Below are 24,879 nucleotides of genomic sequence, written 5' to 3' on the forward strand. Positions count from 1 at the left end.
GCTCACTCCTCCTCGCGTCGTCTCCTCCCAGTATCGGGCAGCAGGAACGTCGCCCCGACGCCGCCGAACAGCACGATGCCGGTCACGATCGTGACCCGGCGGGTGGCGTCCGCGCCCGCCGCGACCGCGGCGGCGTGGTCGGCGGGCTCCCTGATCGCCGCGATGGCCGCGCCGCCGCTCTCCCGTACGGCGTGCCCGAGGGCGGGCTTGTCCGGCAGGCGTTCGGCCATCGCCGCGTCCAGGCCGGTGACCAGGACGGCGCCCAGCACCGCGATGCCGACGGCGGCGCCCAGTTGGCGGATCGTGCTCTGGAGCCCGGAGGCCACCCCCGAGCGGCGGGCGGGGACGTCGGCGAGCATCACGTTCGGGAGCTGGGCCGAGGCGAAGCCGACGCCGACTCCGTACAGGACGAGCCAGGGGACCAGCGTCCACGGGCCGAGCGAGGGGGAGACGGCCAGGCCGATGGCGATCGCGCCGGCGGCCTCCAGCACGAGCCCCAGCCGCACGATCAGCCTGGGCGCCAGGTTGAGCCGGGGGACGACGCCGCCCGCCAGGAACGTGCCCCCGGCCAGCGAGGCGATGATCAGGCCGGTGGTGAACGGGGTGAACCCCATGGCCGCCTGGAGGAACAGCGGCAGCACCAGGATCAGGCCGAACTCGCCGAGCGTGATGATCATCGCGGCGGCGCCGCCGTACCTGAAGGAGGGGATGGAGAACAGGGACAGGTCCAGCACGACCGGGCGGCCGGCCCGCGCCCGCGCGCGCTCGACCAGCAGCAGCGCCACCAGCGCGAGCACCGCGAGCGCGAAGGCGAACGGGATCGGCGAGACGCCGCCGAGCGGCCAGGTCCACCCGAACAGGGTGGCCTCGCCGGTCGGCGTGAACCAGCCGTAGCGCTGGCCCTCGATCAGCCCGAACACCAGCGCGGCCGGGCCGATCACCGACAGCAGCACGCCGGGGACGTCCGAGCCGCCCGCCGCCGGGTCCTTCGACTCGGGCACCTTTGCCGCGCCGAGCAGCACGAGCAGGCCGATCGGCAGGTTCACCCAGAACGCCCACCGCCAGCCGAAGTCGGTCACCACCCAGCCGCCGAGCAGCGGGCCGAGCGCGGCCATGCCGCCGATGATCGAGCCCCAGACGGCGAAGGCGATCGTCCGGCGCGAGCCCGTGTAGAGGGAGTTGATGATCGCCAGCGTCATCGGGACGACCATGGACGCCCCGACTCCCTGGACGACCCGGGCGGCGATGAGCAGCGCGCCGGTCGGCGCGGAGGCGGCCAGCATGCTCGCGGCCAGGAACACCACCAGCCCGGCGGCGAACATCCGGCGCCTGCCGTGCACGTCGCCGGTCCGGCCGAGGGGGATGAGCAGGGCGGCGAAGGCCAGCGAGTAGATCGAGTTCACCCATTCGACGTCCGTGGCCGACAGCCCCAGATCGCCCATGATCGCGGGGACGGCGACGTTCACGATCGTCGCGTCGATGATGATCATCGACATCCCGACGCCGAGCACGAACAGCGGGAGCCAGCTCTGCCGGGTCCGCTCATTTAGCGACACCATGTCCCTAAACATAGCAACATGCTGTCGCGAAACAAGGGGTAAGCTCCGGATCATGGACTTCATCCGGGTGCGTGCCTCGGCCGACGGCGCCGAGACGATCTCGTATTGGACCGGCGACGTCTACGGCTGGCAGGACGACGACGGCCCCCACCACCTGTTCGGCTTCGAGGGGCTGAACGTGGCGCGGGCGCGTCCGGCGGACGGCGGCTGGGAGTTGCTGACCAGGGAGGCGGCGCTCTACCTCGACCCGAGGACCAGAGAACCGCTCGACGTGTGGGACAACCCGCTCACCGGGCGGTCCGTGGAGGTGATGCACGTCTTCAACGACCCGGTCAACCAGCGGCTCGGGGCGTATCCGGTGCCGGTGACGCGGTTGGGGGAGCAGGTGGTCTTCAACGCCGATATCCGCCTTTCTTACCCTTCACCGCTGCCTGTCGCGAAATATCCGGATAACTCGGCTCGGGACATGTACCGGGCGCTGGAGCTGTTCCAGTTCTTCGCCTCCGCCGCCGACGTCGAGTCCGGGATGCCCGACGTGCCGGCGGTCTTCTCCTGGTGCCGGGTCTCGCCCTGGCTGCCCTGGATGGCCATGGGAGAGCGTCCGGGCGGGCTGGTCTACCACTGCAGGGGCGCCAAGGTCACCGACGTGCCCCAGCGCCTGCGCGACCGCGTCGGCGAGCACTTCCTGCACGCCCCCACCGAGTGGACGGCGCCCAACATGACGAGCTGGACGGCCTTCGCCGATAAGGTCGGCCGGTGAGCACCGACCTGTTCTGCGAGATCGTCGCGGGTGAGCGTCCCGCGTACGTGGTGAGCGCCGACGAGGTGGCCGTCTCCTTCCTCGACACCCGGCCGGTCTTCAAGGGGCACGTGCTCGTCGTGCCCCGGGTCCACGTCGAGACGCTGGCCGACCTCGCCGACGTGGGGCCGTTCTTCGCGCGCGTCCAGGCCGTGGCCAGGGCCGTGGAGGAGGGGCTGGAGGCGGCCGGCACGTTCGTGGCGATGAACAACCGGGTCAGCCAGAGCGTGCCCCACCTGCATGTGCACGTCGTGCCGCGCAACCGCAAGGACGGCCTGCGCGGCTTCTTCTGGCCGCGCACCACGTACGAGTCCGCGCAGGAGGCCGAGTCGTACGCGGCGGCCGTCGCCAAGGCGCTGACGGCGGCGGAATGAGCGCCGTGGGGGAGTGCGGGCCGGTGGGGGAGTGAGGGCCGGGAGGCGGGGGCGCTAGGCTCGGGGCGCGTGGAGTACCTGGTCGGCGTCGCCGTCGTGGCCGTGCTCGTGGGCGTGCCCGCGATCGTGCTCTGGCGCGTCATGCGGGGCCGTCGCGAGCTGGGCACGAGCCCGGCCGAGCGGGCCACGTTCGAGACCCTGCACACCGCCTCCATGGCCGGCCCGCCGCTGCGGGCCGGGCTGACCGCCGAGGGCGCCGAGCGTGCCTCCCGCCACCTGCGCGCGCTCCTCGGCTCGGCCGCGCTCGCGATCACGGACCGGGAGCGCCTGCTCGTCTACGACGGCGCCGGCGACCACCACGCCGCCCAGGCGTTCGAGCACGCCGCCGCCACCCTGGAGGACGGCCGTACCCAGGTGCTCACCATCGACTGCGAGCTGCTCGAATGCCCGATCCGGCACGCCGTCGTCGTGCCGCTCACCACCGACGACCGGCTCGTCGGCGCGCTGGCCGCCTACGGGCAGAACGCCTCGGCCGGGCTGGTCAGGGCCGCGCAGGAGGTGGCCGGCTGGGTGAACTCGCAGCTCGAACTGGCCGAGCTCGACCGCTCGCGCACGCTGCTCATGGAGGCCGAGGTCCGGGCCCTGCGCGCGCAGATCTCGCCGCACTTCATCTACAACTCGCTCACCACGATCGCCTCCTTCGTCCGTACGGACCCCGAACGCGCCCGCGAGCTGCTGCTGGAGTTCGCCGACTTCACCCGCTACTCCTTCCGGCGGCACGGCGAGTTCACCACGCTGGCCGAGGAGCTGCACTCGATTGAGCGCTACCTCACCCTTGAGCACGCCAGGTTCGGCGACCAGTTGCAGGTCACCCTGCGCATCGCGCCCGAGGTGCTGCCGGTCGCGGTGCCGTTCCTGTGCCTGCAGCCGCTCGTCGAGAACGCCGTACGGCACGGCCTGGAGAGCCGCAACGGCGTCGGCCGCATCACGATCATCGCCGAGGACGCCGGCGCCGAGTGCCGCATCAGCGTCGAGGACGACGGGCTCGGCATGGACCCCGAACGGCTGCGCCGCATCCTGGCCGGCGAGATCGCCCCCACCGGCGGCGTCGGCCTGGCCAACGTGGACGAACGGCTGCGCCAGGTCTACGGCGACGAGTACGGCCTGGTCGTCGAGACCGGACCGGGCGCGGGCACGAAGGTCAACGTGCGCCTGCCGAAGTACCACCCCGGCGTCTCGGCCCGCTGACCCGCCCCTCACACACACCTGCCCCCACCTGTGACCCTGCCGTGACGGCCTTGACGTTTGGTGCCGGTTTCATCACTGTCTAATGCATTCGAGGTGTGAGGAGTCACGTGTGACCGGGCTGCGCGTCCTGGCGGTGGACGACGAGCTACCCGCACTTGAGGACCTGTCCTACCTGCTCCGCGCCGACGCCCGCATCGGCGAGGTGATGACGGCGCGCGACGGGGCGGCCGCGCTGCGCCTGCTGGACCGGGGCATCGCCGAGGGCCGCCCGATCGACGCCGTCTTCCTCGACATCCGCATGCGCGGCCTGGACGGCGTCGTGCTCGGACGGCTGCTGTCGCAGTTCGCCAACCCGCCGCGGGTCGTGTTCGTCACCGCGTACGAGGAGCACGCGGTGGACGCCTTCGAGATCAAGGCCGAGGACTACCTGCTCAAACCCGTACGTCCGGAACGGCTGGCCGAGGCCATCAGGCGCGTGGCGGTCTCGGCCGACGTGCCCGCCGAGACCGGTGAGACCGACACGATCCCCGTCGAGCTGGGCGGTGTGACCAGGTTCGTCTCCAGCGCGGACGTCCTCTACGTGGAGGCCCAGGGCGACTACGCGCGGCTGCACACCGCGACCGGCAGCCACCTCGTCCGCATCCCGCTCGCCACGCTGGAGGAACGCTGGGCGCCGGCCGGGTTCGTCCGGGTGCACCGCAGTCATCTGGTCGCCGTCAGGCACATCGAGGAGCTGCACATCGACTCGGGCCGGTGCAGTGTCCGGGTGGGCGACACCGAGCTGCCGGTGAGCCGGCGGCACACCCGCGAGCTGCGCGACCTGCTGGTCCGCCGGGCCAGGAAGGGCAGGACGGAATGACCTCCGACCCCCGTCCGGGGCGCCCCGCCGGGGCGCCGCGCACCGACGCCGCCCGCCGCATGGACGCCTTCCGCCGGTCCGAGACGCCGCGCCGGGTCAGCGTCACCAGCCCGCGCGCCGCCGCCCGCCGCCCCCGCTACCCGGCCACCAGGGAGATCGACGAGCAGACCCGCCTCGGCGAGGTCTACATGCGCTCCCTGCTGCGCACCCAGTTCCGGCTCGCCCTGTTCGTCTGCACCGTGCTGGCCTGCGTGGTCGGCGGCCTGCCGCTGCTGTTCCTGCTCATCCCCGAGCTGCGCGAGGTGGACGTCCTCGGCGTCTCCCTGCCGTGGGCGGTGCTGGCCGGGCTCATCTACCCCGCCTTCGTCATCGGCGCCTGGCTGTACGTCCGCCAGGCCGAGCGCAACGAACGCCACTTCGCCGAGCTGGTGGAACGCCGGTGACCGGCGCTGAGGGCCCGTCGTGAGCCTCGCCGCGGTGGTCGTCGTGATGGCCGCGGCCGTGCTCATCGGCGCGTACGGCATCAGGTTCTCCCGCACCACCTCCGACTTCTACGTCGCCTCCCGGACCGTCAGCCCCCTGTGGAACGCCTCGGCCATCGGCGGCGAGTACCTGTCGGCGGCCTCCTTCCTCGGCGTCGCCGGGCTGATCCTGTCCTACGGCGTGGACATGTTGTGGCTGCCCGTCGGGTGGACCGGCGGCTATCTGGTGCTCCTGGTGCTGGTGTCGGCGCCGCTGCGGCGCTCGGGAGCGTACACGCTGCCCGACTTCGCCGAGGCCAGGCTGGAGTCGATGACCGTGCGCAGGACGGCCAGCGTGCTCGTCGTCCTGATCGGGTGGCTGTACCTGATGCCGCAGTTCCAGAGCGCCGGGCTGGTGCTGCGCACGATCACCGGCGCGCCGGTGTGGGCCGGCGGGCTGCTGGTCGCCGGCGTGGTGGCGGTGAACGTGCTGTCCGGCGGCATGCGGTCGATCACGTTCGTGCAGGCGTTCCAGTACTGGCTCAAGCTGACCGCGCTGGCCGTGCCGCTGGTGTTCCTGCTGCTGGCCTGGAAGGGCGACGGCGCGCCCGCCCTCAGCGTCCAGGACGCGGTCACCTGGCAGATGCCGCTGGCCGGGGCCAAGGAGTACGGGCTCTACTCGACGTACTCGCTGATCCTGGCCACGTTCCTCGGCACGATGGGCCTGCCGCACGTGCTCGTGCGCTTCTACACCAACCCCGACGGACGGGCCGCGCGCCGGACGACGCTGGTCGTGCTGACCCTGCTCGGCGCGTTCTACCTGCTGCCCGCCCTGTACGGCTGGCTCGGCCGCCTCTACGCCCCCGACCTCGTGCGTACCGACGCCGTCGTGCTCACGCTGCCCAGCCGCATGATCGGCGGCACGCTCGGCGACCTGCTGACCGCGCTGGTGACGGCGGGGGCGTTCGCGGCCTTCCTGTCCACCTCGTCCGGGCTGACCGTGTCCGTCGCCGGTGTGATCGCGCAGGACCTGCTGAAGGGCGGGGTGCGCTCGTTCAGGATCGCCACGCTCATGGCGGTCGCGGTGCCGCTGGCGCTGGCGCTGTGGGCGCGGGCGCTGCCGGTCGCGGACGTCGTGGGGCTGGCGTTCGCGGTGGCCGCCTCGTCGTTCTGCCCGCTGCTGGTGCTGGGCATCTGGTGGCGGCGGCTCACCACGACCGGGGCGCTGGCGGGACTGTTCGTGGGGGGCGGGCTGGCGTGCGCGGCCGTGCTCGTCACGATCACCGGCGGGCCGTACGAGGGGCTGCCGGGGGCGCTGCTGGCCCAGCCGGCGGCCTGGACGGTGCCGATCGCGTTCACGGTGATGGTGTCGGTGTCGTTCCTGACGCCGCACCGCGTACCGCCGGGGGTGGCCCGCACGATGGTCCGCCTCCACACCCCGGAGAACCTGGACCTGGACCGCGGCGACTGGCACCCCCGCTCCCCCTGACCCGTGGGGGACGGCCTTCCGAGCCTTCCCGGTGCTCTGGGACGCGAGCCGGTGCGCCTCCTCGGCTCACGACCAGCCTGCGGCGACGCCTCCCAACCGCTCCGACGCCACCCTGTCCCCACTCGCACCCTCGTTCTCCGCCACGGTCCCAGCCCCGCTTCCGGCCCCGGCCTTGGTGGCGGATTCGGTTGCGCGGTCGTGTCCGGCCGGGGCCTCGCGGGTGCTTCGCGCGTGCCGAGGAAGCCGGGCCTGGTCGTGGGGCCGGCCGCTCTGTGGCGGCGGGTCCAGGCCGGGGCGGTAGAGGGCGGGGCCGGGTGGGGTCGGGGCGCGGCCGGGGCGTGGTTGGGCCGAACCTTGCGGTGTCCGGTCGTGATGGGGTGGTGCGTGTGGGGGAGGGCCGGGTTGGGCCGGTATCCGGTGGGCGAGGCTCGGGTGGGGCGGCTCAGGCGGTGGAGGGTCCAGGCCCGGACGCGGGCCGACGTCGGTGGGCGGGGTCTTGGAGCGACCGGGGCCCGGGTCCTGGGCGGAGGGCTGAGGCCGGCGGGAGAGGCCGTCCGTGGGAGACGGCCGGGCGGTCCGGCCGGGACGCTGAGCGCGCGTGCCGTACTGCGTGGTGCCGGCAGGGTCGTGCGGGGTGGTGTCGGAGGGATCGTCCGGGGTGGTTCCCTCGTCGGGGGCGAAGTACGGTCTCGTGGGAGGCGTCGGGCGGGGGACGTCGCCGTGCCGGGTGGCCTGTTCGGTCATGGGTCTGGCGTCCGTGCCCGCGTGGGTTTCGACGTCGAGCACCTCGTGTCCGGGGACGGTGTGCAGGGGCTCCTCGACCGGGGGCGGGTGGTGGACGGTCCGGCCGGTGGCCGCTCCCAGGTCGCCCGCGTGCTTGCGGCCCGGTCGCCAGGAGGGGGCTCCGCCTCTCGGCCAGTCCCGCAGCGTCCCGCCCTCGCGTGCCCCGGTCTCGCGTGCCCGGTCGACGCCCGTCCCGGGCTCTCGTGCCCGGCCCATGGCCGCTCCGCCTTCATGGGCCGCCGACGCGGGCGTTCCCGGGGCGGACGTGCCCGCGGTGCGCAGGGCGTGGCGGGGCGGGGAAGCGGGGAGGTGGTCCAGGAGGTGGGGGTCGGCGTCCAGGAGGCGGTCGATGAGGTGGGCCACGTCGTCCAGCCGTATCCGGAGCGTCGCTCGCGCCCGGGTGCCGCCGAGCCGCGCGTGCAGGTCCTCGCCCTCGACGTCGAGCTCCTCCACCCGTACCTCGGAGATCTCCAGGCGGACGTCGGGAGCGCCCGGCCCCGTCGAGGTGTCGCGCGCCCGCGGCAGCCGCCCGTCGGGGCTCGGGCAGGCGGGCGCGGAGGCGTCGGAGCCGAGCGCCCGCTCCTCGGGCGTACGGTCATCGCGGTGCGGGCTGCTCTCGGACATGACCTGCGATTACCCCTCGCGTATCCCCTCAGGCCCCGACATGTGGGGACTTGGGGGAGGTTTGACCAGAAGGTCAGGGAGGCGGGAGCTCCCCGGACCCCCGGGCGACCAGCTCGACGGGCACCCTGATCCGGCGCGGCTCGCGTACGGGATCCAGCAGCAGCTCCACCGCCCCGCGCGCCAGGCGGCCGATGTCGTAACGCACCACCGTCACGCCGGGGCTGAACAGGTCCGCCAGCGCGAAGTCGTCGAACCCCACGTACGCCGGCCGCTCGGGACGCCCCCGCAACGCCTGCAGGACGCCGATCGCCGCCCGGTTGTTCGTCGCGAAGAACGCCGTCGGCGGGTCGGGCAGGCCGAGCAGCCGCCCCACCTCGTACGACACCCGCCCCGGATCGAACACCCCCCGCACCACCAGCGCCTCGTCGGCCGCCACCCCCGCCGCGCCGAGCGCCGCCCGGTAGCCGCGGGCCCGGTCGTGCACCGAGCTCAGCCCGTCGTCGTCGGAGATCAGCGCGATGCGGCGGTGCCCGTGGGCGAGCAGGTGCGCGGTCGCGGTCCGGCCGCCGCGCTCGTCGTCCAGCATGACGACGTCGGCGTGGTCGAGGCCGCGCGGGACGCGGTCGACGAAGACCGTGCGCGGGCCGCCGTGCTCGGCCAGCCACGCGTGGTCGGCCGGCGACGGCACGACGATCAGCGCGTCCACGCCCCGCGCGTGCATCGACTCGATCAGCATGCGCTCCTTGTCCGGCCGCTCCTCGTACGAACCGAACACCACCAGCGCCTCCTGCTCGGCCGCCGCGGCCTCCACCGCGGCGGCGAGACGGGCGTAGAACTCGTTGGAGATGTTCTCCATGACCAGGCCGAGCGTCAGCATGGTCGCGCCGCGGGCCAGCCGGGCGGCGGCCTCGTTGCGGCGGAAGCCGAGCGTGCTGATCGCGTCGTGCACGCGCTGCTGGAGCGACGCCCGGACGTGCGGCTCCTGGTTGACCACGCGGGACACGGTCTTCAGGCTGACGCCCGCGTGCCGGGCGACGTCCGCCATGGTGGGTTTCCGGTTTGTCATAGTCTCCCCCCATGGAGGATGAATGGATCTGCGGCCGGATGGGCGAGGACGAGCCGTGGACGCTGGGCGCGGTGAACCCGCCGGTGTTCGAGAACTCGTTGTTCACCTTCGCCACGGCGGCCGAACTGGGAGCCGCGATCCGCGACGAGGACGAGCGGTACGTCTACGGCCGCGGCACCAACCCGACCGTCGACGTGGCGCAGCGCAAGCTGGCCGCGCTGGAACGCGGTGAGCGGGCCAAGTGCTTCGGCTCGGGGATGGGCGCCATCTCGGCGACGATCTCCTCGCTGGTCTCCGCCGGTGACCACGTGCTGGTGCTCGGCGCGGTGTACGGGCCGACCACGCAGTTCCTGCGCTACCTGGAGAAGTTCGGTGTCACGCATACGCACGTCGACGACCTCGCGGGATGTGACAGCGCTATCAGGGCGAGCACGCGCCTACTCTACTTCGAGTCGCCCTCCTACATGGCGTACGAGATCGTGGACATCGCGGGGGTGACCGACTGGGCGCGCGGGCGCGGGCTCGTCACCGTCATGGACAACACCTGGTCCACCCCCCTGTTCCAGAAGCCGCTGACGCTCGGCGTGGACCTGGTCGTGCACTCGCTGTCGAAGTACGTCGGCGGGCACAGCGACCTGGTCGGCGGCGTGGTGGTCGGGCCGTCCCGGCTGATCCGGCCGCTGGCGCTGACGGAGTACCAGCTCTACGGCGCGGCCATGTCGCCGCACGACGCGGCCAAGGTGATCAAGGGGCTGCGCACGCTGCCCGTCCGGATGGCCGCCCACCAGGAGCGGGGGCTCGCGGTGGCGGCGTTCCTGGAGGGGCATCCGGCCGTACGCGCGGTGAACCATCCGGGGCTGCCCTCCCATCCCGGCCACGCGATCGCGTTGCGCCAGATGTCCGGCTTCTCCAGCCTGTTCAGCATCGAACTCGCCACCGACGATCGCCAACAGGCCGCACTTTTCCTCGATAAATTGCGACATTTCAGGATTGGTGTTTCCTGGGGTGGCTTCGAGAGCCTGGTCAACGCGCCCGCCCTCACCATCGAGGAGAGCGTACGGGCCACCATGGGCATCCCCGTCGGCCTGGCCCGCCTGTCGATCGGCCTGGAGCCCGCCCAGACCCTGATCGAGGACCTGGCCCAGGCTCTGGACGCCCTGCCCGGCAACGCCGGCCCGATATCGGGGTGAACGGAATACCCGACCGCTCATCGCGCTGAACAGACCTTTCACCGCAGGCCATCCCCAACTAATCGCGGTACGCGAGCGGCTCGCCGAACAGCGCCCCCGCGGCTCTCCACGACGGGTAGGTTGCGCTCTTACGTTGGGCGTGATCCGCATCACAGTGGAGGTCTCGTGACGACCAGAGAACATGACGCGTCTGTCTATGAACAGGTACAGGAGAGCACTGAGTTCCAGGAGTTGAAACGGCGTTTCCGCCGCTGGACCTTCCCCATGACGGTGGCCTTCCTGCTGTGGTACCTGCTGTACGTGGTGCTGTCCGGCTGGGCCCGTGACTTCATGGGCATCAAGTTGCTCGGCGACATCAACGTCGGGCTGGTCTTCGGGTTGTTGCAGTTCGTCTCGACGTTCCTCATCGCGTGGGCGTACGCGCGGCACGCCGAGAGGAAGCTCGACCCGATCGCCGACAAGCTCCGCCACGAGGTCGAGGAGAAGACGCAGTGAGCTCTACGACGCTGGGGATGATCCTCTTCCTCACCTTCGTCGCCGGCACCCTGGCCATCACGTTCTGGGCCAGCCGCCAGACCAAGACGGCCGCCGACTACTACGCCGGCGGCCGGTCCTTCAGTGGCGTCCAGAACGGCCTGGCGATCGGCGGCGACTACATGTCGGCCGCCTCCTTCCTCGGCATCGCCGGCATCATCGCCGTCTCCGGCTACGACGGGTTCCTCTACTCCATCGGCTTCCTGGTCGCCTGGCTGGTGGCGCTGCTGCTGGTGGCCGAGCTGATGCGGAACTCCGGCAAGTTCACCATGGCCGACGTGCTGGCCTTCCGGATGAGCCCGCGTCCGGTGCGCACGGCGGCGGGCGTGTCCACGATCGTGGTCAGCATCTTCTACCTGCTGGCCCAGATGGTCGGCGCGGGCGCGCTGGTCGGCCTGCTGCTCGGCATCACCAGCGAGGCCGGCAAGGTCTGGACGATCATCGGCGTGGGCGCCCTGATGATCGTCTACGTGGTCTTCGGCGGCATGAAGGGCACGACCTGGGTCCAGATCGTCAAGGCCGTGCTGTTGATGACCGGCGCCGCGCTGGTGACGCTGATGGTGCTGGGCAAGTACGGCTTCAACCTCTCGTCCCTGCTCGGCGAGGCCGCCGCCACCAGCGGCCCGAAGGCCAACCCGGGCAACTTCCTCATCCCGGGCCTGAAGTACGGCACCGAAGCCCAGGGCCTGGCGGGCAAGATCGACCTGATCAGCCTCGGCCTCGCGCTGGTGCTCGGCACGGCTGGTCTGCCGCACATCCTCATCCGCTTCTACACCGTCCCGACCGCCAAGGACGCCCGCAAGTCCGTCCTGTGGGGCATCGGCATCATCGGCGTGTTCTACCTGCTGACGCTGGTGCTCGGCTTCGGCGCGGCGGCGATCGTCGGCAAGACCGACATCCTCAAGGCCGACAAGGCGGCCAACACCGCCGCCCCGCTGCTCGCTGAACGGATCGGCGCGCAGATGTTCGGCGACGTCGGCGGCACGATCCTGCTCGCGCTCATCGGCGCCGTCGCCTTCGCCACGATCCTGGCCGTCGTCGCGGGCCTGACCCTGGCCTCCTCCTCCAGCTTCGCCCACGACCTGTACGCGCACGTCTTCAAGCGCGGCGGCGCCAGCGAGCGGCAGGAGGTCGTCGTGGCCCGCGTCTCGGCCCTGGTCATCGGCGCCATCGCGATCGGCCTCGGCATCCTGGCCCAGGGCCAGAACGTGGCGTTCCTGGTCGCCCTGGCCTTCGCCATCGCGGCCTCGGGCAACCTGCCGGCGATCCTCTACAGCCTGTTCTGGAAGCGGTTCAACACGGCGGGCGCGGTCGCGGCCATCTACGGCGGCCTCGGCTCGGCGCTGATCCTGGTGATCTTCTCGCCGGTGGTCTCGGCCCCGCCGCCGCCCGCGGGCGGCGCGGTGACCGCGCTGATCCACGGCGTGGACTTCCACTGGTTCCCGCTGAGCAACCCGGGCATCGTCTCGATCCCGCTCGGCTTCCTGTTCGGCTGGCTGGGGACGATCCTCAGCAAGGAGTACAACGCCGCCAAGTACGCCGAGATCGAGGTGCGCTCGCTGACCGGCGTGGGCGCCGAGAAGGCCACCGAGCACTGACCCACCCCCCGCGTGAACGGGGCCCGGCCTGTCACCGGCCGGGCCCCGTTCACGTGCGTACGGCAGGGGGAGGCGCGCGGCGAGCGAACAAGCATAATCTGGACGCCTCCGAGCGTATGGAGGTTGAGATGGACGCCATTCGGCCTTCAGGCAAGCCCTCCGGCGGCGCGTCCGACCAGCCACCCGACCGGCTGTGCGAGGACCGGTCCGCCATGGACGCCGTGCTCGGCGCGGGCGGGGCCATGGGGGCGCTCATGCGCAGCCATCCCTGGGAGCGCACCCCGCTGGGCCCGCCGGAGAGCTGGCCGCAGAGCCTGACCGGCCCGGTCGGCATCTGCCTGTCCTCCCGCTTCCCCATGATCATCTTCTGGGGCCCCAAGCTGGCGCAGCTCTACAACGACGCCTACGTCCCGATCCTCGGCGGCAAGCATCCCGGCTCGCTCGGCCAGCCCGCCGACGAGTGCTGGCGGGAGATCTGGGACGTCGTCGGCCCGATGCTCCACCAGGTGCTCGACCGGGGACAGGCGACGTACTCCGACGACCTGCACCTCGTGCTGCGGCGCAGCGGGTACACCGAGGAGTGCTGCTTCACCTTCTCCTTCAGCCCGATCCGCGACGAGTCCGGCGGCGTGGGCGGCGTGTTCTGCGCCGTCACCGAGACCACCGGCCGGGTGGTGGGCGAACGCAGGCTGGCCGTGCTGAGCGACCTCGGCGAGCGGACCATGACCGCCACCTCCGCCGCCGAGGCCTGCGCGCAGGCGGCCGCCGTCTTCGCCCGGCACCGCGACGACGTGCCGTTCGCGCTGCTCTACCTGCTGGACGCCGACGGCCGCACCGCCCGCCTGGCCGCCGCCGCGGGCCTGGAACCCGGCGGCGCGCTGAGCCCGGCCACCCTCCTCCTGGACGAGGAGGAGAGCACCCGCTGGCCGCTGCGCGAGGCCGCCGAGAAGGGCCGCGTCGTGACGTCCTGCCCGCCCGACCAGGCGCTCGCCCGGCTGGCCAGGCCCGGGTTCGACCCGCCGGACACCGCCCTGGTCCTGCCGCTGGAGCAGGCGGGAGCCGATCACCCGGCCGGGTTCCTGGTGGCCGGCGTCAACAGCGCCCGCCCGCTCGACGCCGACTGCCACACCTTCCTGGGCCTGGCCGCCAACCACATCTCGGCGGCCCTGGCCAACGCCACCGCGTTCGAGGCCGAGCACCGCCGCGCCGAGCAACTGGCCGAGCTGGACCGGGCCAAGACCATGTTCTTCGCCAACCTCAGCCACGAGTTCCGCACGCCGCTCACGCTCATGCTCGGCCCGGCCGAGGACCTGCTCGGCTCGGTGCTGCGCGAGGCCGACCGGGAGCGGGTCCGTACCGTGCACGCCAACGCGCTGCGGCTGCTCAAGCTGGTCAACACGCTGCTGGAGTTCTCCAGGGGCGAGGAGGGCGCGCTGCCCGCCGAGCCCCGGCCGGTGGAGCTCGGCGCGCTCACCGCCGAGGTGGCCAGCCTGTTCCAGGCGGCGGTCGAGCGCGGCGGGCTGAGCCTCGTCCTGGACTGCCCGCCGCTGCCCAGGCCGGTCCTCGTCGATCCCGACCTGTGGGAGAAGGTCGTGCTCAACCTGCTGTCCAACGCGTTCAAGTTCACCCTGCGCGGGGAGATCAGGGTCCGCGTGGACGTGGCGGGCGACCGGGCCAGGGTCACCGTCGGCGACACCGGCGTCGGAATCCCGGCCGCCGAGCTGCCCCGGCTGTTCGAACGGTTCCGCCGCGTCGCCGGCACGCGGGCCAGGAGCGGCGAGGGCAGCGGCATCGGGCTGGCGCTGACGCGGGAGCTGGTGGAGCGGCACGGAGGCGTCATCGAGGTGGAGAGCGTGCTGGGGGAGGGGAGCACGTTCACGGTGCTGCTGCCGTTCGCACCCGACGGGCAGGCGTCCGGGACGGCCGCCGGGAGCGGCGTCCACGCGGCCGCCTTCGTGCAGGAGGCGCTCGGCTGGGTCCCGAACGACCCCGCCGCCGCGGAACGGGCGCCCGAGGTGCTGGTCGTCGACGACAACGCCGACATGCGGGCGCATCTCGTCCGCCTGCTGTCCCCGCACTGGCGGGTCGCCGCCGTCGCCGACGGCGAGGCCGCCCTGCGGGCCGTCGCGCAGGCGCCGCCCGAGCTGGTGCTCACCGACGTCATGATGCCCGGCCTCGACGGGTACGGCCTGCTGCGCGCCCTGCGCGCGGACGAACGCACCCGCACCATCCCCGTGATCATGGTCTCCGCGCGGGCCGGCCAGGAGGCCACCGTCGAGGGCCTGGAGTCGGGCGCGGACGACTACCTGATCAAGCCGTTCACGGCCGCCGAGCTGGTCGCCAGGGTGGGCACCCACCTGCGTGCCCTGCGTCGGCGCGCCGACGCGACCCGGCGCATCCGGGCCCTGGCCGAGCTGGGCGAACGCCTGCACGCCAGTCTCGACCCGGACGAGATCGCCGGCGTGCTGTGCGAGCACCTGGTGCCCGAGTACGCGGCCGGCTGCGCGGTCTGGCTCGTCCCGGACGACGCGGACGCTCCCGGCGGCCCGCCGGCGCCCCCGCGCCGCCAGGCCGTCCGCACCACCCCCGACCTCCCCGCCCCCGCCCGCACCCTCCTCCGCACCCCGCCCGCATCCGGCCCGGCCCGCGCCCTGCTGCACGGTCCACCCCCGCCCGACCCCGCCGGGCTGCTCGCGTTACCCCTGCGGGGACGGCGTGGGAGCGTCGGCGTGGTCACCCTCGCCCAGCCCGCCGCCGCGACCGCCGACCCGCAGGCCCGCGCCTTCCTGACCGCGCTGGCCGACCGCGCCGCCCTCGCCTTCGACAACGCCGCCGCCTACGCCCGCGAGCACCGCACCGCCCTCAGCCTCCAGCGCTCGCTGCTCCCGGCCCGGCTGCCCGACCTCGACGGCCTGCGCCTGGCCGCCCGCTACGAGCCCGGCACCTCAGGACGGCTCGTCGGCGGCGACTGGTACGACGTCATCGCCATGCCCGGCGGCCGCGTGGCCCTGGTGATCGGCGACGTAGTCGGCAAGGGCGTGGAGGCCGCCGCGCTCATGGGCAGGCTGCGCGCCGCCGTCCACGCCTACGCCCTCGAAGGCGTGCGCCCCGCCCACCTGCTCGAACGCCTCAACGTGTTCGTCACCCAGGGCGGCCTCCGCTACTTCACCACCATGCTCTTCGCCGTCTACGACCCGGCCGAGCGCCGCCTGGAGATCGCGAACGCCGGTCACGTCCCGCCGATGCTGGTGCCGTCCACGGGGGCGGTACGCCTGCTGGAGGCGCACCACGGCCAGGCGCTCGGCGTGGACCCCGGGTTCGCCTACGGCGGGCAGACGTTCGTCCTGCCCAGGGGCTCGACCCTGCTGCTGTACACCGACGGCCTGGTCGAGACCCGCGACGAGCCGCTGACCCGGCGGCTGGACGACCTGCGCGCCGCCCTGGCCGCCGGACCCGGCGACGCCGAGTCGGTCTGCGACCGCGCCCTGCGGGTGATGACCGAGCACGGCGCCCGCGACGACGTCGCCCTGCTCGCCCTGCAGATCCCCTGACCCGGGCCTCAGCCCCGCCGGTCGTCCACCTCGACGGCCAGGTGGGGCCAGGCCAGGTCGGCGGCGGTCAGCGCGCCGAGCGGAGGCAGGCCCTCCTGCGGGAGGAACCGGACGACGGTCCCGGTCGTGCCGTCGTCGGCGACGGGTTCGAGGCCGGTCACCGGCACGCCGTGCTCGTAGCGGCCGCTCCAGGAGCCGTCGAGGCGGCGGTTGGTGTGGACCAGCCACGTGCTGAGCGCCGCGACGACGGACATGCCCCGGCGCGGGCGGCCGTCGGGCAGCGCCGGGGCCTCGGGGTGGTCGAAGAAGCGCAGGTCCTTCGTCGCCATGACCGGCTTGCGCACCGGACGTCCGTGCTCGTCGAGGCGGGTGTCGGTGCCCCGGCCGTCGTCGGCGACCTCGACGGACCCGTCCGGGCGCAGGACGACGACGCAGCGCCCGCCGCCACGGGACTCCGCCTCGTCGGCCGCGTACGCGAGGACCTCCAGCACCAGGTGCCGGACGCCGCCGGCGGCGAACACGTCGGGACGGGCGCGGACGTGGGCGAGATGCTCGACGTCGACCGTGCCCGTCCAGTCGTGCGTCGTGTTGCGCCAGGAGGCTCTCATGGGCCCATCGTCCCAGGCCCGCCAGGTGAGCCGACCGGCGCGGCCACCGGTCGGCTCGGGTTCTGGGCGGCTCAGCTCCCGACGGGCTCCGCGCGCAGCCGCGCCGAGTGCTTGACCAGGGTGATCAGCACCTCCCGGCTGGAGTCCCGCTTCCGCGCGTCGCACATCACGATCGGGATCGACGGGTTGAGCTGCAGCGCCAGCCGCACCTCGTCCAGCTCGAATGTCGGCGCCCCCTCGAAGCAGTTCACCGCCACCACGAACGGCGTCCCGCGCCGCTCGAAGTAGTCGACCGAGGGGAAGCAGTCGGCCAGGCGGCGGGTGTCGGCCAGGATGACGGCCCCCAGGGAGCCCTCGGCCAGCTCGTCCCACACGAACCAGAAGCGTTCCTGCCCCGGGGTGCCGAACAGGTACAGGACGTAGTCGGTGCCCAGGGTGATGCGTCCGAAGTCCATGGCCACCGTGGTGGTGCGCTTGGCCTCCACGGAGGTGAGGTCGTCGACGCCCACGCTGCGGTCGGTCAGCACCTCCTCGGTGCGCAACGGCCTGGTCTCGGACACGGCGCCGACCATCGTCGTCTTGCCCGCGCCGAATCCTCCGGCGATCAGGATCTTGATCGCCGTCGGGAGGCGCGGGCGCTCAGAGCGAGCGAAGACCATCGAGCACCGCCCTGTACATCTTCATGTCATGCATGTCCACCTCGGATTGCGGTTCCTGGGCAGAGACGAGTTCACGGTCGAACAGGTCGCCTAGCAGCACGCGGATCGTGCCGGCCGGGAGGTTCAGGTGCGCGGCTATCTCGGCGACCGACTTGGGTTCGCGACAGAGCTGGAGGATGCGCAGATGCTCGGGGTCCAGCCCGGCGTCGGGGCCCGGCGGCGGACCCACCGCCAGCGCCATGGAGATGAGGTCGAACTTGCCGTGCGCGGGCTGGGTCCGCCCGCGCGTGACGACGTAGGGCCGGATGATCTCCGGATCTATCCAGTGTTCGTCCGTGGACTCCTCCGTGGTGCTCACCGGTCGCTCCTGGCCACGGCCTCGGCGTTGCGCGCGCCGGAGGTCAGGTACTGGCCGACCCGCGCCACCAGCATCGCCATCTCGTACGCCACCAGCCCGATGTCGGCGTTCTGGGCGCAGAGCACGGCCAGGCAGGCGCGCTCGCCGGCGGTGGTCACGATCAGGAACTGCGACTTCCACTCCACGACCGTCTGCCGCACCGGACCGGCGGAGATGTGGTCCGCGACGCCCTTGGCCAGGCTCTGCAGGCCGGAGGCGACGGCCGACAGGTGCTCGCCGTCGGTGCGTTGCAGACCGGCGGACGAGGCCATGAGCAGGCCGTCGGAGGACAGCACGATGGCGTGCTCGGCCTCCTTGATCCGGCCGATCAGGTCGTCGAGCAGCCAGTTGAGGTCGGTGCCCGCGGTGGGGGTCATGTCGGGCCTCCCGTCGGGAGCCGGGCCGCGGCGGTCATGCCTCGCCCCCCGGCTGCTCTTCCATCAGCCTGGCCGCCTCGGTGCGGCCAAGACGGGTGCCTGACTGCAGGGATCCCATCATGGCGCGGATCTCCTCGGGCGAGCGCTCGTCATCGTCCTCCTCGAAATCGGGCTGCGTCGGCGTGTCGTCACGCAGCGCTGGCGCCAGGTTGGCCTGGGGGACTCGGAAGGGCAGGCCGGACGGCGTGAACTCGGCCACAGGCTGCTGCTCCGGTTCCGCGGGCGGTTCTGGTTCAGGTGAAGGCGAGGGTGCTGGTACTGGTGCTGGGAAGGGATCTGCCACTGCATGGATCTGGGTGGGGAAGGCGATGGGGGCGGGGGCGGGACGCGGCGGGGTCAGGGTGCGGACGTTCTCGGCGGGCCGCGCGACCGTCGCCAGCGTGGTCCCGGTGCTCGTACGGCGGGGCAGGCTCGGCCGGTCGTCGCCCTCCGGGTGCCGCGGCGCCGGGTCGAGCTCGACCAGCTCCTGCGGCAGCAGCACCACGACCGTGGTCCCCCCGTACGGGGAGGACTTCAGCACGACCTGGATGTCGTGCCGCCGGGCGAGCTGGCTGACCACGTAGAGGCCCAGCCGGGCGGTGCCGGAGATGCGGAACTCGGGCGGGTCAGCGATGCGCTCGTTGGCGGCGTCGAGGTCCTCGGGCTTCATGCCGAGCCCGCGGTCCTCGATCTCGATGACGTACCCGTTGGCCACGAGCTGCCCGCTGACCTGCACGTTCGTGTACGGCGGCGAGAACGACACGGCGTTCTCGATCAGCTCGGCCAGCAGGTGGATGACGTCGCCGACGGCCCGGCCGACGAGCACGACCTCGCCCATCGGCATGAGCGTGACCCGGGTGTAGTCCTCGACCTCGGCCAGCGCACCGCGCACCACGTCCACCATGGGGACGGACCGCCGCCACGTACGGGCGGGCGACGAACCGGACAGGACGATCAGGTTCTCGGCGTTGCGCCGCATCCGGATGGCCAGGTGGTCGAGGCGGAAGAGCTCCTTCAGCTCCTCCGGGTCGGTCTCCCGGCGCTCCATCACGTCCAGGACGGTGAGCTGCCGGTGCACCAGGCCCTGGGTGCGGCGGGCCAGGCTGAGCAGGATGTCGCGGATGCTGCGGCGCAGCTCGGCCTGCTCGGCCGCGACGGTGATGGCCGTGTGCTGCATGGTGTTGAACGCCTGGCCCACCTGGCCGATCTCGTCGTCGCCGAACTCCAGCGCGGGCGCCTCCTTGGCGACGTCCACCTCCTCGCCGTGGCCGATGCGCTCGACGATGCCGGGCAGGCGCTCGTCGGACAGCTCGTGCGCGGCGTCGCGCAGCTTCTGCAGCTGGGCGAACAGGGCGCGGGCGGTGGTGATGGACAGGATGATCGAGGCGACGACGGCCACCAGCCCGAGACCGGCGGCCAGCACCAGCCGGACGATGACGCCGGCCGCGACGGGCACGACCCGGTCCACCAGGCGGTCGCCGGCGGCCAGCACCAGGGCGCTGAAGTCGGCCAGCGCGCGGTCGGCCGCGCTCTTCCACTGCGCCGCGCCGAACGGCAGCGCCCCGGCCTGCGGGCCCTGCCCGGAGATCAGGTTCTCCATGGTCTGGAGCCTGCTCAGCGACTCGCCCTTCAGCAGCTTGTCGAAGGCCGCCTGCTCGGAGTCGGGCAGCTCGTCGCCGGCCTGCTCGGCGAGGACGTGCCAGGCGCCGACGGTCTGGGTGAACTGCGCCTGCTCCTCGGCCGAGATCCGCCCCTGGACGAGCGCGCCGGCCAGCAGGGCGTCCTCGCGCGCCAGCACCTCGCGGGACCTGTTCAGGGCCAGGAGCGTGCGGATGTCCTTGGCGACGGTCTTGTCGTCGACGGTCGCCAGCGAGCCGTAGAGGGTGAAGACGGAGTCGATCAGATCGCTGTAGGCGGCCGTGGCCTCCAGTTTGTCCAGGCGGCCGGCGTCGATGGCCTTGCGGGTCTCCTTGAGCGTGCCGAGGGCCTTGAGCACGTCGTTCAGGCGACCGGCGCCCTCGTCGTCGATGGCCCAGCTCACCAGGCCGCCGGTCGCCGCCTCCTGGAACGCGGCGAGCAGGCCGTCGGTCTTCTTGCGCTGGTTGTCCAGGTCACGGCGGGGGCCGCCGGTGGCGTCGCTGAGTTTCACGACGGAGATCCGGCGCTCCCTCTGGAGCTCGATGAGCAAGGGCTCGCTGGGGCCCACTACGCTGGAGTCGACTTGAGAGACCCAGAGCAGGTTGACACCCTCACGAAGGGTGACCCAGGCAGCGAACGCCCACAGTGCCGTGAGGGAGAGCAGTAGAGCTGTGACTTTGGTCCGCAGGCTCGTATTGCGGAAGCCCATTTATACCCACCCTGTGAAAGTCATTTCGCGTGCTCATCATCCGGACAGGTCATGGCATATCGACGCTGTCGATCACGAAACCTTAGCGCAGTTCCAAAGCGTCTCTCAAGCAACACTAGGCACTATCTGTACTTATATCCCATTTTTGACACCAGTAGTCAAAAATGGGCAAAATGGGTAGCCTTTATTAATGCCCGACTCGTCTCCCCCTGCTTACTTCAGCATCAGAAATACCCTGCTCAAGCAGTCCGACCAGCTCGCCGGCGTGCCCGAACCCGACCGGGCCGCGGTACTCGCAACCGCGTTGGAGGCCGTCCCGGTGGCGGCCGGATTCCTGCGGCCGTACTCCACGTTGTTCGCCGAGGGCGACAGCTCGGCGAGCAGGCTGGCCTTCAGTTGCCTGTCCGCCGCGGCCACGTTTCCGGACGCAGCGCGTGACGAAGTAGCCGAACTCGGCACACTCACCGCGATCCTTTTCGGTCTGGACGACATAGCCGACAACATCGCCGGCTCCTGGTCCCCGGACGACGTCCTGGCGATCTTCGGCCGCCTCTCCTCGGTCCTGCGCGGCCAGGGAACCGACCCCGGCGACGAGGGGCCGGTGGGCGAGGCCCTGCGCGCCTGGCGCGACTGGTGGACGCGGTTCGGCGCCGACCCGGAGGTGGCGGTGTACGCGCCCGCCCTGGCCGAGCAGCTCGACCTCGCGGGCGCGGCCATGGCCCGCGAGCGGGCGTGGTCGGAAGGCGGGGAACCCTGGCCCGACTACGACACCTACGTGGACAACGGCACCCAGACGATCCTGTACAGGACGTGGTGGGTGGCCGGTCTCGGGGTGCGCGGTCCCCGTCCGGCGCACGACCGGCACTGGCGGGCCGTCGTGTCCGCCACCCATCTCGGCGCGGCCTGCATGCGGCTGGCCAACGACATCAGGACGTTCGAGCGGGAGCGCAGCGAGGGCAAGCCGAACTCCGTCCTCATCCTGGAGCGGGCGGGCACGGACACGCGGGCCGCGGTCGACGGGGTCGCCGCTCACATCGCCGAGCTCAACGGGCGCTTCCTGAACGCGCTCGCCGGGCTGCCCCCCGAACTGGCCGCGATCGCCGAGGGGCAGCGCAGGAGCGTGGCCTTCAACGGCGCGTGGTACCTGGCCAGGGACACGCACGCCTACACGGTTCGCGAACTGGCCGGGGACGTCGGAGCACACGGCGGCTAGGAGGGACGCGCGAGGTGGGCGGCGGCGAGCTCGGCCGACCTGACCACCGCGACCGGCACGTACAGGTCCTTGTCATGCCAGAGGGGAACGTGCCGCTCGTCCGCCGCGCGGGTCAGGTACTCCAGCCCCCGTTCCACGGCCGCCTCACGCCGTGGTTCGGCCCGTCCGGGGGTCAGCAGCAGGGTCTGCATCGCGTACGACGTCTCCTCCCGGGTGCCCGTCCAGCGGCCCCACGAGCCGTCCGCCCGCTGCGTGTCCAGCACCCAGCGGGCGGCCGCCGCCACGGCCTCGTCCGAGGCCGGGCCGCCGAAGTCGGCCAGCGCGAGCGCGCAGCTCACGGTCGCATAGTACGGCGAGGCGTGCCACCTGTCGGCCCAGAACCCGCCGGGGTCCTGCCGCTCGCGCAGCCAGGCGGACAGGCCGGTGATCGCCTCGCCGTAGCGCGGCGCGGCGTCCGGCCGGCGGGCGGCGTACTGGCCGAAGGCGTCGAGCACGTGCGCGTTGACGCTGATCGACACGCCCTGCTCGCCGGGCCAGGTGGTGAAGTGGGAGCCGTTGTGGAAGTGCCACAGGCAGTCCGGCTCGTACGGCGAGCCCAGCAGCGCCAGCGCGTACAGCGCGACGGAGGTGGTGTCGGCGTCGGCCGGCAGCCCCGGGCCCGCCGGGGTGCCCTGGGGCCCGATCGCCGCCCGCAGGTCCGCGATCATCTCCGGCGGCACCTCGACGGGCACCCCGGCGCGGGCCAGCCAGCTCAGCACCCAGCCGCGCTCGAACACGGTGATCGGCAGCCCGACCGGGACCGGGCCGCCGTGGATGCGCACGACCGCCTCCAGGTGGTCGAGGACCGGGCCCGCGACCCGGCCGCCGAGCCAGGCGGCGGCCGCGGCGGGCGAGGCGCCGACGGTGCCGATGGCCGACGGCCGCGCCCCCAACGCGCCGCGGGCGTCCGGGCCCGCGATCTCCAGGGCGTGCAGCAGCTTGTCCGGGATGTCCTGCCCGGCGGCGACCCAGGACCTGATCGTGTCCAGGGTTCCGTAGCCCATGCCCGCGGGCAGCGGCAGCGGCGGGTGCCCGCTGTGCCCGTTGATGAGCGACACGAGCGAGGGGACGATGTGCTCGATGGCCGGCATGTCGGGCAGGCTGAGCGGCGCGGACAACAAGGCGGAGAGCGCGCGGAGTCCGCGTTCCGCCGCCGGGGCCGCCGCGTCGAGGTCCATGCCCGGGTCGCCCCGGCGCGCCGCGGTCAGCAGCGCCTCGGTCGCGCTCAGCGTCGGCACGAGCCCGTAACCGTCGGGAGCGCCCCAGGAGCCGTCCGCGTGCTGGACGGCGGTGAGGTGGTCGAGGCGCTCGCGGTGCCCGATCAGCCAGGGGGCGAGCGAGACCAGCCGCCCGGTCTCGTAGACCGACGGCGAGACCTGCCCCCACGGCCGGAGCATGAGGCTGGAGACGAGGTCGTCCGCGCGCGCGCTGATGTCCGCCGCCGTGCCGGCGGCGGTGCTCGTCCGGCTCACGCGCGTGCGGTCCGCTCGATCGGGTGCAGCCTCAGCATCAGCTTCTCCTTCGGCCGGGTCGAGGCGCCGGGCAGGGCCGTCAACGGCTGGGGGTTGGTCAGCTCCGGCCGGTACCGGCTCAGCAGGTTGGCGACGACGAGCGGCGCCTCGACGTAGAACAGGTGCTGGCCGAGGCAGATGTGCGGGCCGGCACCGAACGGGATGAAGGCGTAACGGTGACGCCGCTCGCCCTTTCCGTCGGCCCAGCGGTCCGGGTCGAACTCCAGCGGCCGGTCCCAGAACTCCGGCAGCCGATGGGTGCTGAACGGACTGATCAGCACGTGTGTCCCCGCCTTGATCCGGACGCCGCCGACCTCCGTGTCGGCCAGTGTCTGGCGGGGCACGATCCACGCCGTCGGGTAGATGCGCAGCAGCTCCTGCAGGACCATGCGGAGATAGGGCAGCTCGGCGACCTGGGCCGGGCGCACCGGGCCGTCGACGTCGAGGCGGGCGATCTCCTCGCGCAGCCGGGCGTCCACCTCGGGGTGCTCGTGCAGCAGGCCCCAGAGCCAGGTGAGCGACATCGCCGTGGTCTCGGTGGCCGTGCCGTAGACGCTCACCAGGTCGTGCCGGACCTGGTGGACGTCGACCTCGCCGTCCGGCCCGCGTCTGCCCCTGACCAGGGCGGCCAGCACGTCGGTGTCCTTGCCGTGCGAGGTCTCGGCGACCGCCTGCTCGATCAGCGGGTAGACGATCTCGTCGATCTTCTTCTTGGCGGCCATGAACGCGCGGTCGCCGGGCAGCGGCACGGAGTCCGGCACGAACGGCAGCAGCAGCCGGAAGGCGATGGACGTGGCACACGTGGCGAACTCGGGCGCCAGCACCGCGGCCGTCTCCCGCGAGATCCGTCCGCCGAACAGGACCTGGGCGACGGCCTGGTTGATGATCGTGGTCATCTCACGCCCGGCGTCCACCGGCCGGCCCGTACGGGCGTGGCCGTCGAAGGCGCGCAGGTAGTCGTCGATGAGCTCGGTCATGTCCTCGGCCAGCGAGGCCGTGTGCTTCACGGTGAACAGCGGCTGGAGGATCTTCCTGGTGGTCGACCACGTGTCGCCCTCGCTGAGGATGCCGTGGCCGGTCACCCGGCGTACGGCCTGCCAGAGGGTGCCCTCGCGGACGAAGTTCGCCGCGTCGGTCTTGAGGATCTGCTGCACGTGGTCGGGGTGCGAGATCAGGTACGGGCGGAACGGGCCGAGATCGAGCCGGACGATCCGCCCGTCCGCCTCCGTCCCCATTTTCGCGAGTTCACTGACAGGATCCTTGACCAGACGCGGCACCACTCGATAAAGGGGAAGGGTCTTGGGGCTACTCGCGGGGGCGTGCGGCATTGGGGGGAACCCCGATCCTGAGGATGACGCTGAAGGCAAGAGTGGCTATATCGCCATATGTTACTTTTTGCGTGATTATGGCATGATCATCCGCCCGTGATCAAGGTTGGGGCGTGATGGTACAGTTACGCTTCTTGTGGGATCATGCGAGCCGCGTCGTGGGGGCGCGCGGCCTGGGCCGTACACTGCGCTGACGGCCTGTCCCTCATCCGACCTGGCGCTTCGT

21 protein-coding genes are annotated in these 24,879 nt (G+C 72.3%); 11 read left to right on the top strand and 10 right to left on the bottom strand.

Annotated features, from left to right (window positions below):
• Nucleotides 1–2 precede the first annotated feature (2 nt).
• Entirely contained in the window at nucleotides 3–1,559 is a 1,557-nt protein-coding gene (locus tag ACWCSU_RS09085; protein ID WP_397036974.1) for an MFS transporter, read from the bottom strand.
• A gap of 52 nt (nucleotides 1,560–1,611) precedes the next feature.
• Here ACWCSU_RS09085 and ACWCSU_RS09090 point away from each other — a divergent pair, with 52 nt between their 5' ends.
• From ACWCSU_RS09090 to ACWCSU_RS09115, 6 genes are all read left to right on the top strand, one after another.
• Nucleotides 1,612–2,319, top strand: a complete 708-nt coding sequence (locus ACWCSU_RS09090; protein ID WP_449934615.1) for a DUF1838 family protein — start codon at nucleotides 1,612–1,614, stop codon at nucleotides 2,317–2,319.
• Entirely contained in the window at nucleotides 2,316–2,732 is a 417-nt protein-coding gene (locus ACWCSU_RS09095) for an HIT family protein (protein WP_357701076.1), read from the top strand. The genes ACWCSU_RS09090 and ACWCSU_RS09095 overlap by 4 nt, the downstream gene beginning before the upstream one ends.
• Before the next feature lie 69 nt (nucleotides 2,733–2,801).
• Nucleotides 2,802–3,980 carry a sensor histidine kinase gene (locus ACWCSU_RS09100; protein WP_357701074.1) on the top strand — a complete coding sequence of 393 codons (1,179 nt, stop codon included), beginning with the start codon at nucleotides 2,802–2,804 and terminating at the stop codon, nucleotides 3,978–3,980.
• A 109-nt stretch (nucleotides 3,981–4,089) separates the two neighbouring features.
• Complete coding sequence (locus tag ACWCSU_RS09105; protein ID WP_357701073.1) at nucleotides 4,090–4,839, top strand: LytR/AlgR family response regulator transcription factor; 750 nt, start codon at nucleotides 4,090–4,092, stop codon at nucleotides 4,837–4,839.
• A complete protein-coding gene (locus ACWCSU_RS09110) occupies nucleotides 4,836–5,282 on the top strand; it encodes a hypothetical protein (RefSeq protein WP_357701071.1) in 447 nt (148 codons plus the stop codon). Before ACWCSU_RS09105 ends, ACWCSU_RS09110 begins: the two co-directional genes overlap by 4 nt.
• 19 nt (nucleotides 5,283–5,301) lie before the next feature.
• On the top strand, nucleotides 5,302–6,789 hold the full coding sequence (locus ACWCSU_RS09115) for a sodium/solute symporter (protein WP_357701069.1): 1,488 nt from the start codon (nucleotides 5,302–5,304) through the stop codon (nucleotides 6,787–6,789).
• Between the two features lie 66 nt (nucleotides 6,790–6,855).
• On the opposite strand, the gene ACWCSU_RS09120 is transcribed toward ACWCSU_RS09115, so the two are convergent.
• Together ACWCSU_RS09120 and ACWCSU_RS09125 are read right to left on the bottom strand one after the other, a co-directional pair.
• Complete coding sequence (locus ACWCSU_RS09120) at nucleotides 6,856–8,196, bottom strand: hypothetical protein (protein WP_449934617.1); 1,341 nt, start codon at nucleotides 8,194–8,196, stop codon at nucleotides 6,856–6,858.
• Between the two features lie 73 nt (nucleotides 8,197–8,269).
• The gene (locus ACWCSU_RS09125) at nucleotides 8,270–9,262 is read right to left on the bottom strand and encodes a LacI family DNA-binding transcriptional regulator (RefSeq protein ID WP_449934618.1); all 993 of its coding nucleotides are present in this window, start codon (nucleotides 9,260–9,262) and stop codon (nucleotides 8,270–8,272) included.
• Nucleotides 9,263–9,273: 11 nt separating this feature from the next.
• On the opposite strand from ACWCSU_RS09125, the gene ACWCSU_RS09130 reads away from it, so the two are divergent.
• The 4 genes from ACWCSU_RS09130 (at nucleotide 9,274) to ACWCSU_RS09145 (ending at nucleotide 16,135) form a co-directional block, all read left to right on the top strand.
• Nucleotides 9,274–10,452, top strand: a complete 1,179-nt coding sequence (locus ACWCSU_RS09130) for a trans-sulfuration enzyme family protein (protein ID WP_449934619.1) — start codon at nucleotides 9,274–9,276, stop codon at nucleotides 10,450–10,452.
• A gap of 165 nt (nucleotides 10,453–10,617) precedes the next feature.
• Nucleotides 10,618–10,947 (top strand): DUF485 domain-containing protein, encoded by a 330-nt coding sequence (locus ACWCSU_RS09135; protein ID WP_357701062.1) that lies wholly within the window; start codon nucleotides 10,618–10,620, stop codon nucleotides 10,945–10,947.
• A 17-nt stretch (nucleotides 10,948–10,964) separates the two neighbouring features.
• Complete coding sequence (locus ACWCSU_RS09140) at nucleotides 10,965–12,584, top strand: solute symporter family protein (protein WP_357701343.1); 1,620 nt, start codon at nucleotides 10,965–10,967, stop codon at nucleotides 12,582–12,584.
• A gap of 128 nt (nucleotides 12,585–12,712) precedes the next feature.
• Complete coding sequence (locus tag ACWCSU_RS09145; RefSeq protein WP_449934621.1) at nucleotides 12,713–16,135, top strand: SpoIIE family protein phosphatase; 3,423 nt, start codon at nucleotides 12,713–12,715, stop codon at nucleotides 16,133–16,135.
• 8 nt (nucleotides 16,136–16,143) lie between these two features.
• Here the strand turns inward: ACWCSU_RS09145 and ACWCSU_RS09150 are convergent, their stop codons facing one another.
• The 5 genes from ACWCSU_RS09150 to ACWCSU_RS09170 form a co-directional block, all read right to left on the bottom strand.
• Nucleotides 16,144–16,743: a DNA topoisomerase subunit B gene (locus tag ACWCSU_RS09150; RefSeq protein ID WP_357701058.1), complete on the bottom strand. Its 600-nt coding sequence runs from the start codon at nucleotides 16,741–16,743 to the stop codon at nucleotides 16,144–16,146.
• A 71-nt stretch (nucleotides 16,744–16,814) separates the two neighbouring features.
• Nucleotides 16,815–17,402 (bottom strand): GTP-binding protein, encoded by a 588-nt coding sequence (locus ACWCSU_RS09155; RefSeq protein ID WP_357701056.1) that lies wholly within the window; start codon nucleotides 17,400–17,402, stop codon nucleotides 16,815–16,817.
• Nucleotides 17,383–17,760, bottom strand: a complete 378-nt coding sequence (locus ACWCSU_RS09160; RefSeq protein WP_352356948.1) for a DUF742 domain-containing protein — start codon at nucleotides 17,758–17,760, stop codon at nucleotides 17,383–17,385. Before ACWCSU_RS09160 ends, ACWCSU_RS09155 begins: the two co-directional genes overlap by 20 nt.
• A complete protein-coding gene (locus ACWCSU_RS09165; protein WP_357701054.1) occupies nucleotides 17,757–18,176 on the bottom strand; it encodes a roadblock/LC7 domain-containing protein in 420 nt (139 codons plus the stop codon). Before ACWCSU_RS09165 ends, ACWCSU_RS09160 begins: the two co-directional genes overlap by 4 nt.
• Before the next feature lie 34 nt (nucleotides 18,177–18,210).
• Nucleotides 18,211–20,562, bottom strand: a complete 2,352-nt coding sequence (locus tag ACWCSU_RS09170) for a sensor histidine kinase (protein WP_449934624.1) — start codon at nucleotides 20,560–20,562, stop codon at nucleotides 18,211–18,213.
• Between the two features lie 190 nt (nucleotides 20,563–20,752).
• Between ACWCSU_RS09170 and ACWCSU_RS09175 the strand changes: the two genes are divergently transcribed.
• Entirely contained in the window at nucleotides 20,753–21,775 is a 1,023-nt protein-coding gene (locus ACWCSU_RS09175; protein WP_449934626.1) for a terpene synthase family protein, read from the top strand.
• On the opposite strand, the gene ACWCSU_RS09180 is transcribed toward ACWCSU_RS09175, so the two are convergent.
• Both ACWCSU_RS09180 and ACWCSU_RS09185 read right to left on the bottom strand, forming a co-directional pair.
• Nucleotides 21,772–23,286, bottom strand: coding sequence for a prenyltransferase/squalene oxidase repeat-containing protein (locus tag ACWCSU_RS09180; protein WP_449934628.1), 1,515 nt, complete (start codon nucleotides 23,284–23,286; stop codon nucleotides 21,772–21,774). The genes ACWCSU_RS09175 and ACWCSU_RS09180 overlap by 4 nt on opposite strands.
• A complete protein-coding gene (locus ACWCSU_RS09185; protein WP_449934629.1) occupies nucleotides 23,283–24,653 on the bottom strand; it encodes a cytochrome P450 in 1,371 nt (456 codons plus the stop codon). The genes ACWCSU_RS09180 and ACWCSU_RS09185 overlap by 4 nt, the downstream gene beginning before the upstream one ends.
• Between the last annotated feature and the right edge of the window lie 226 nt (nucleotides 24,654–24,879).

This window comes from Nonomuraea sp. NPDC001699 (assembly GCF_053596455.1).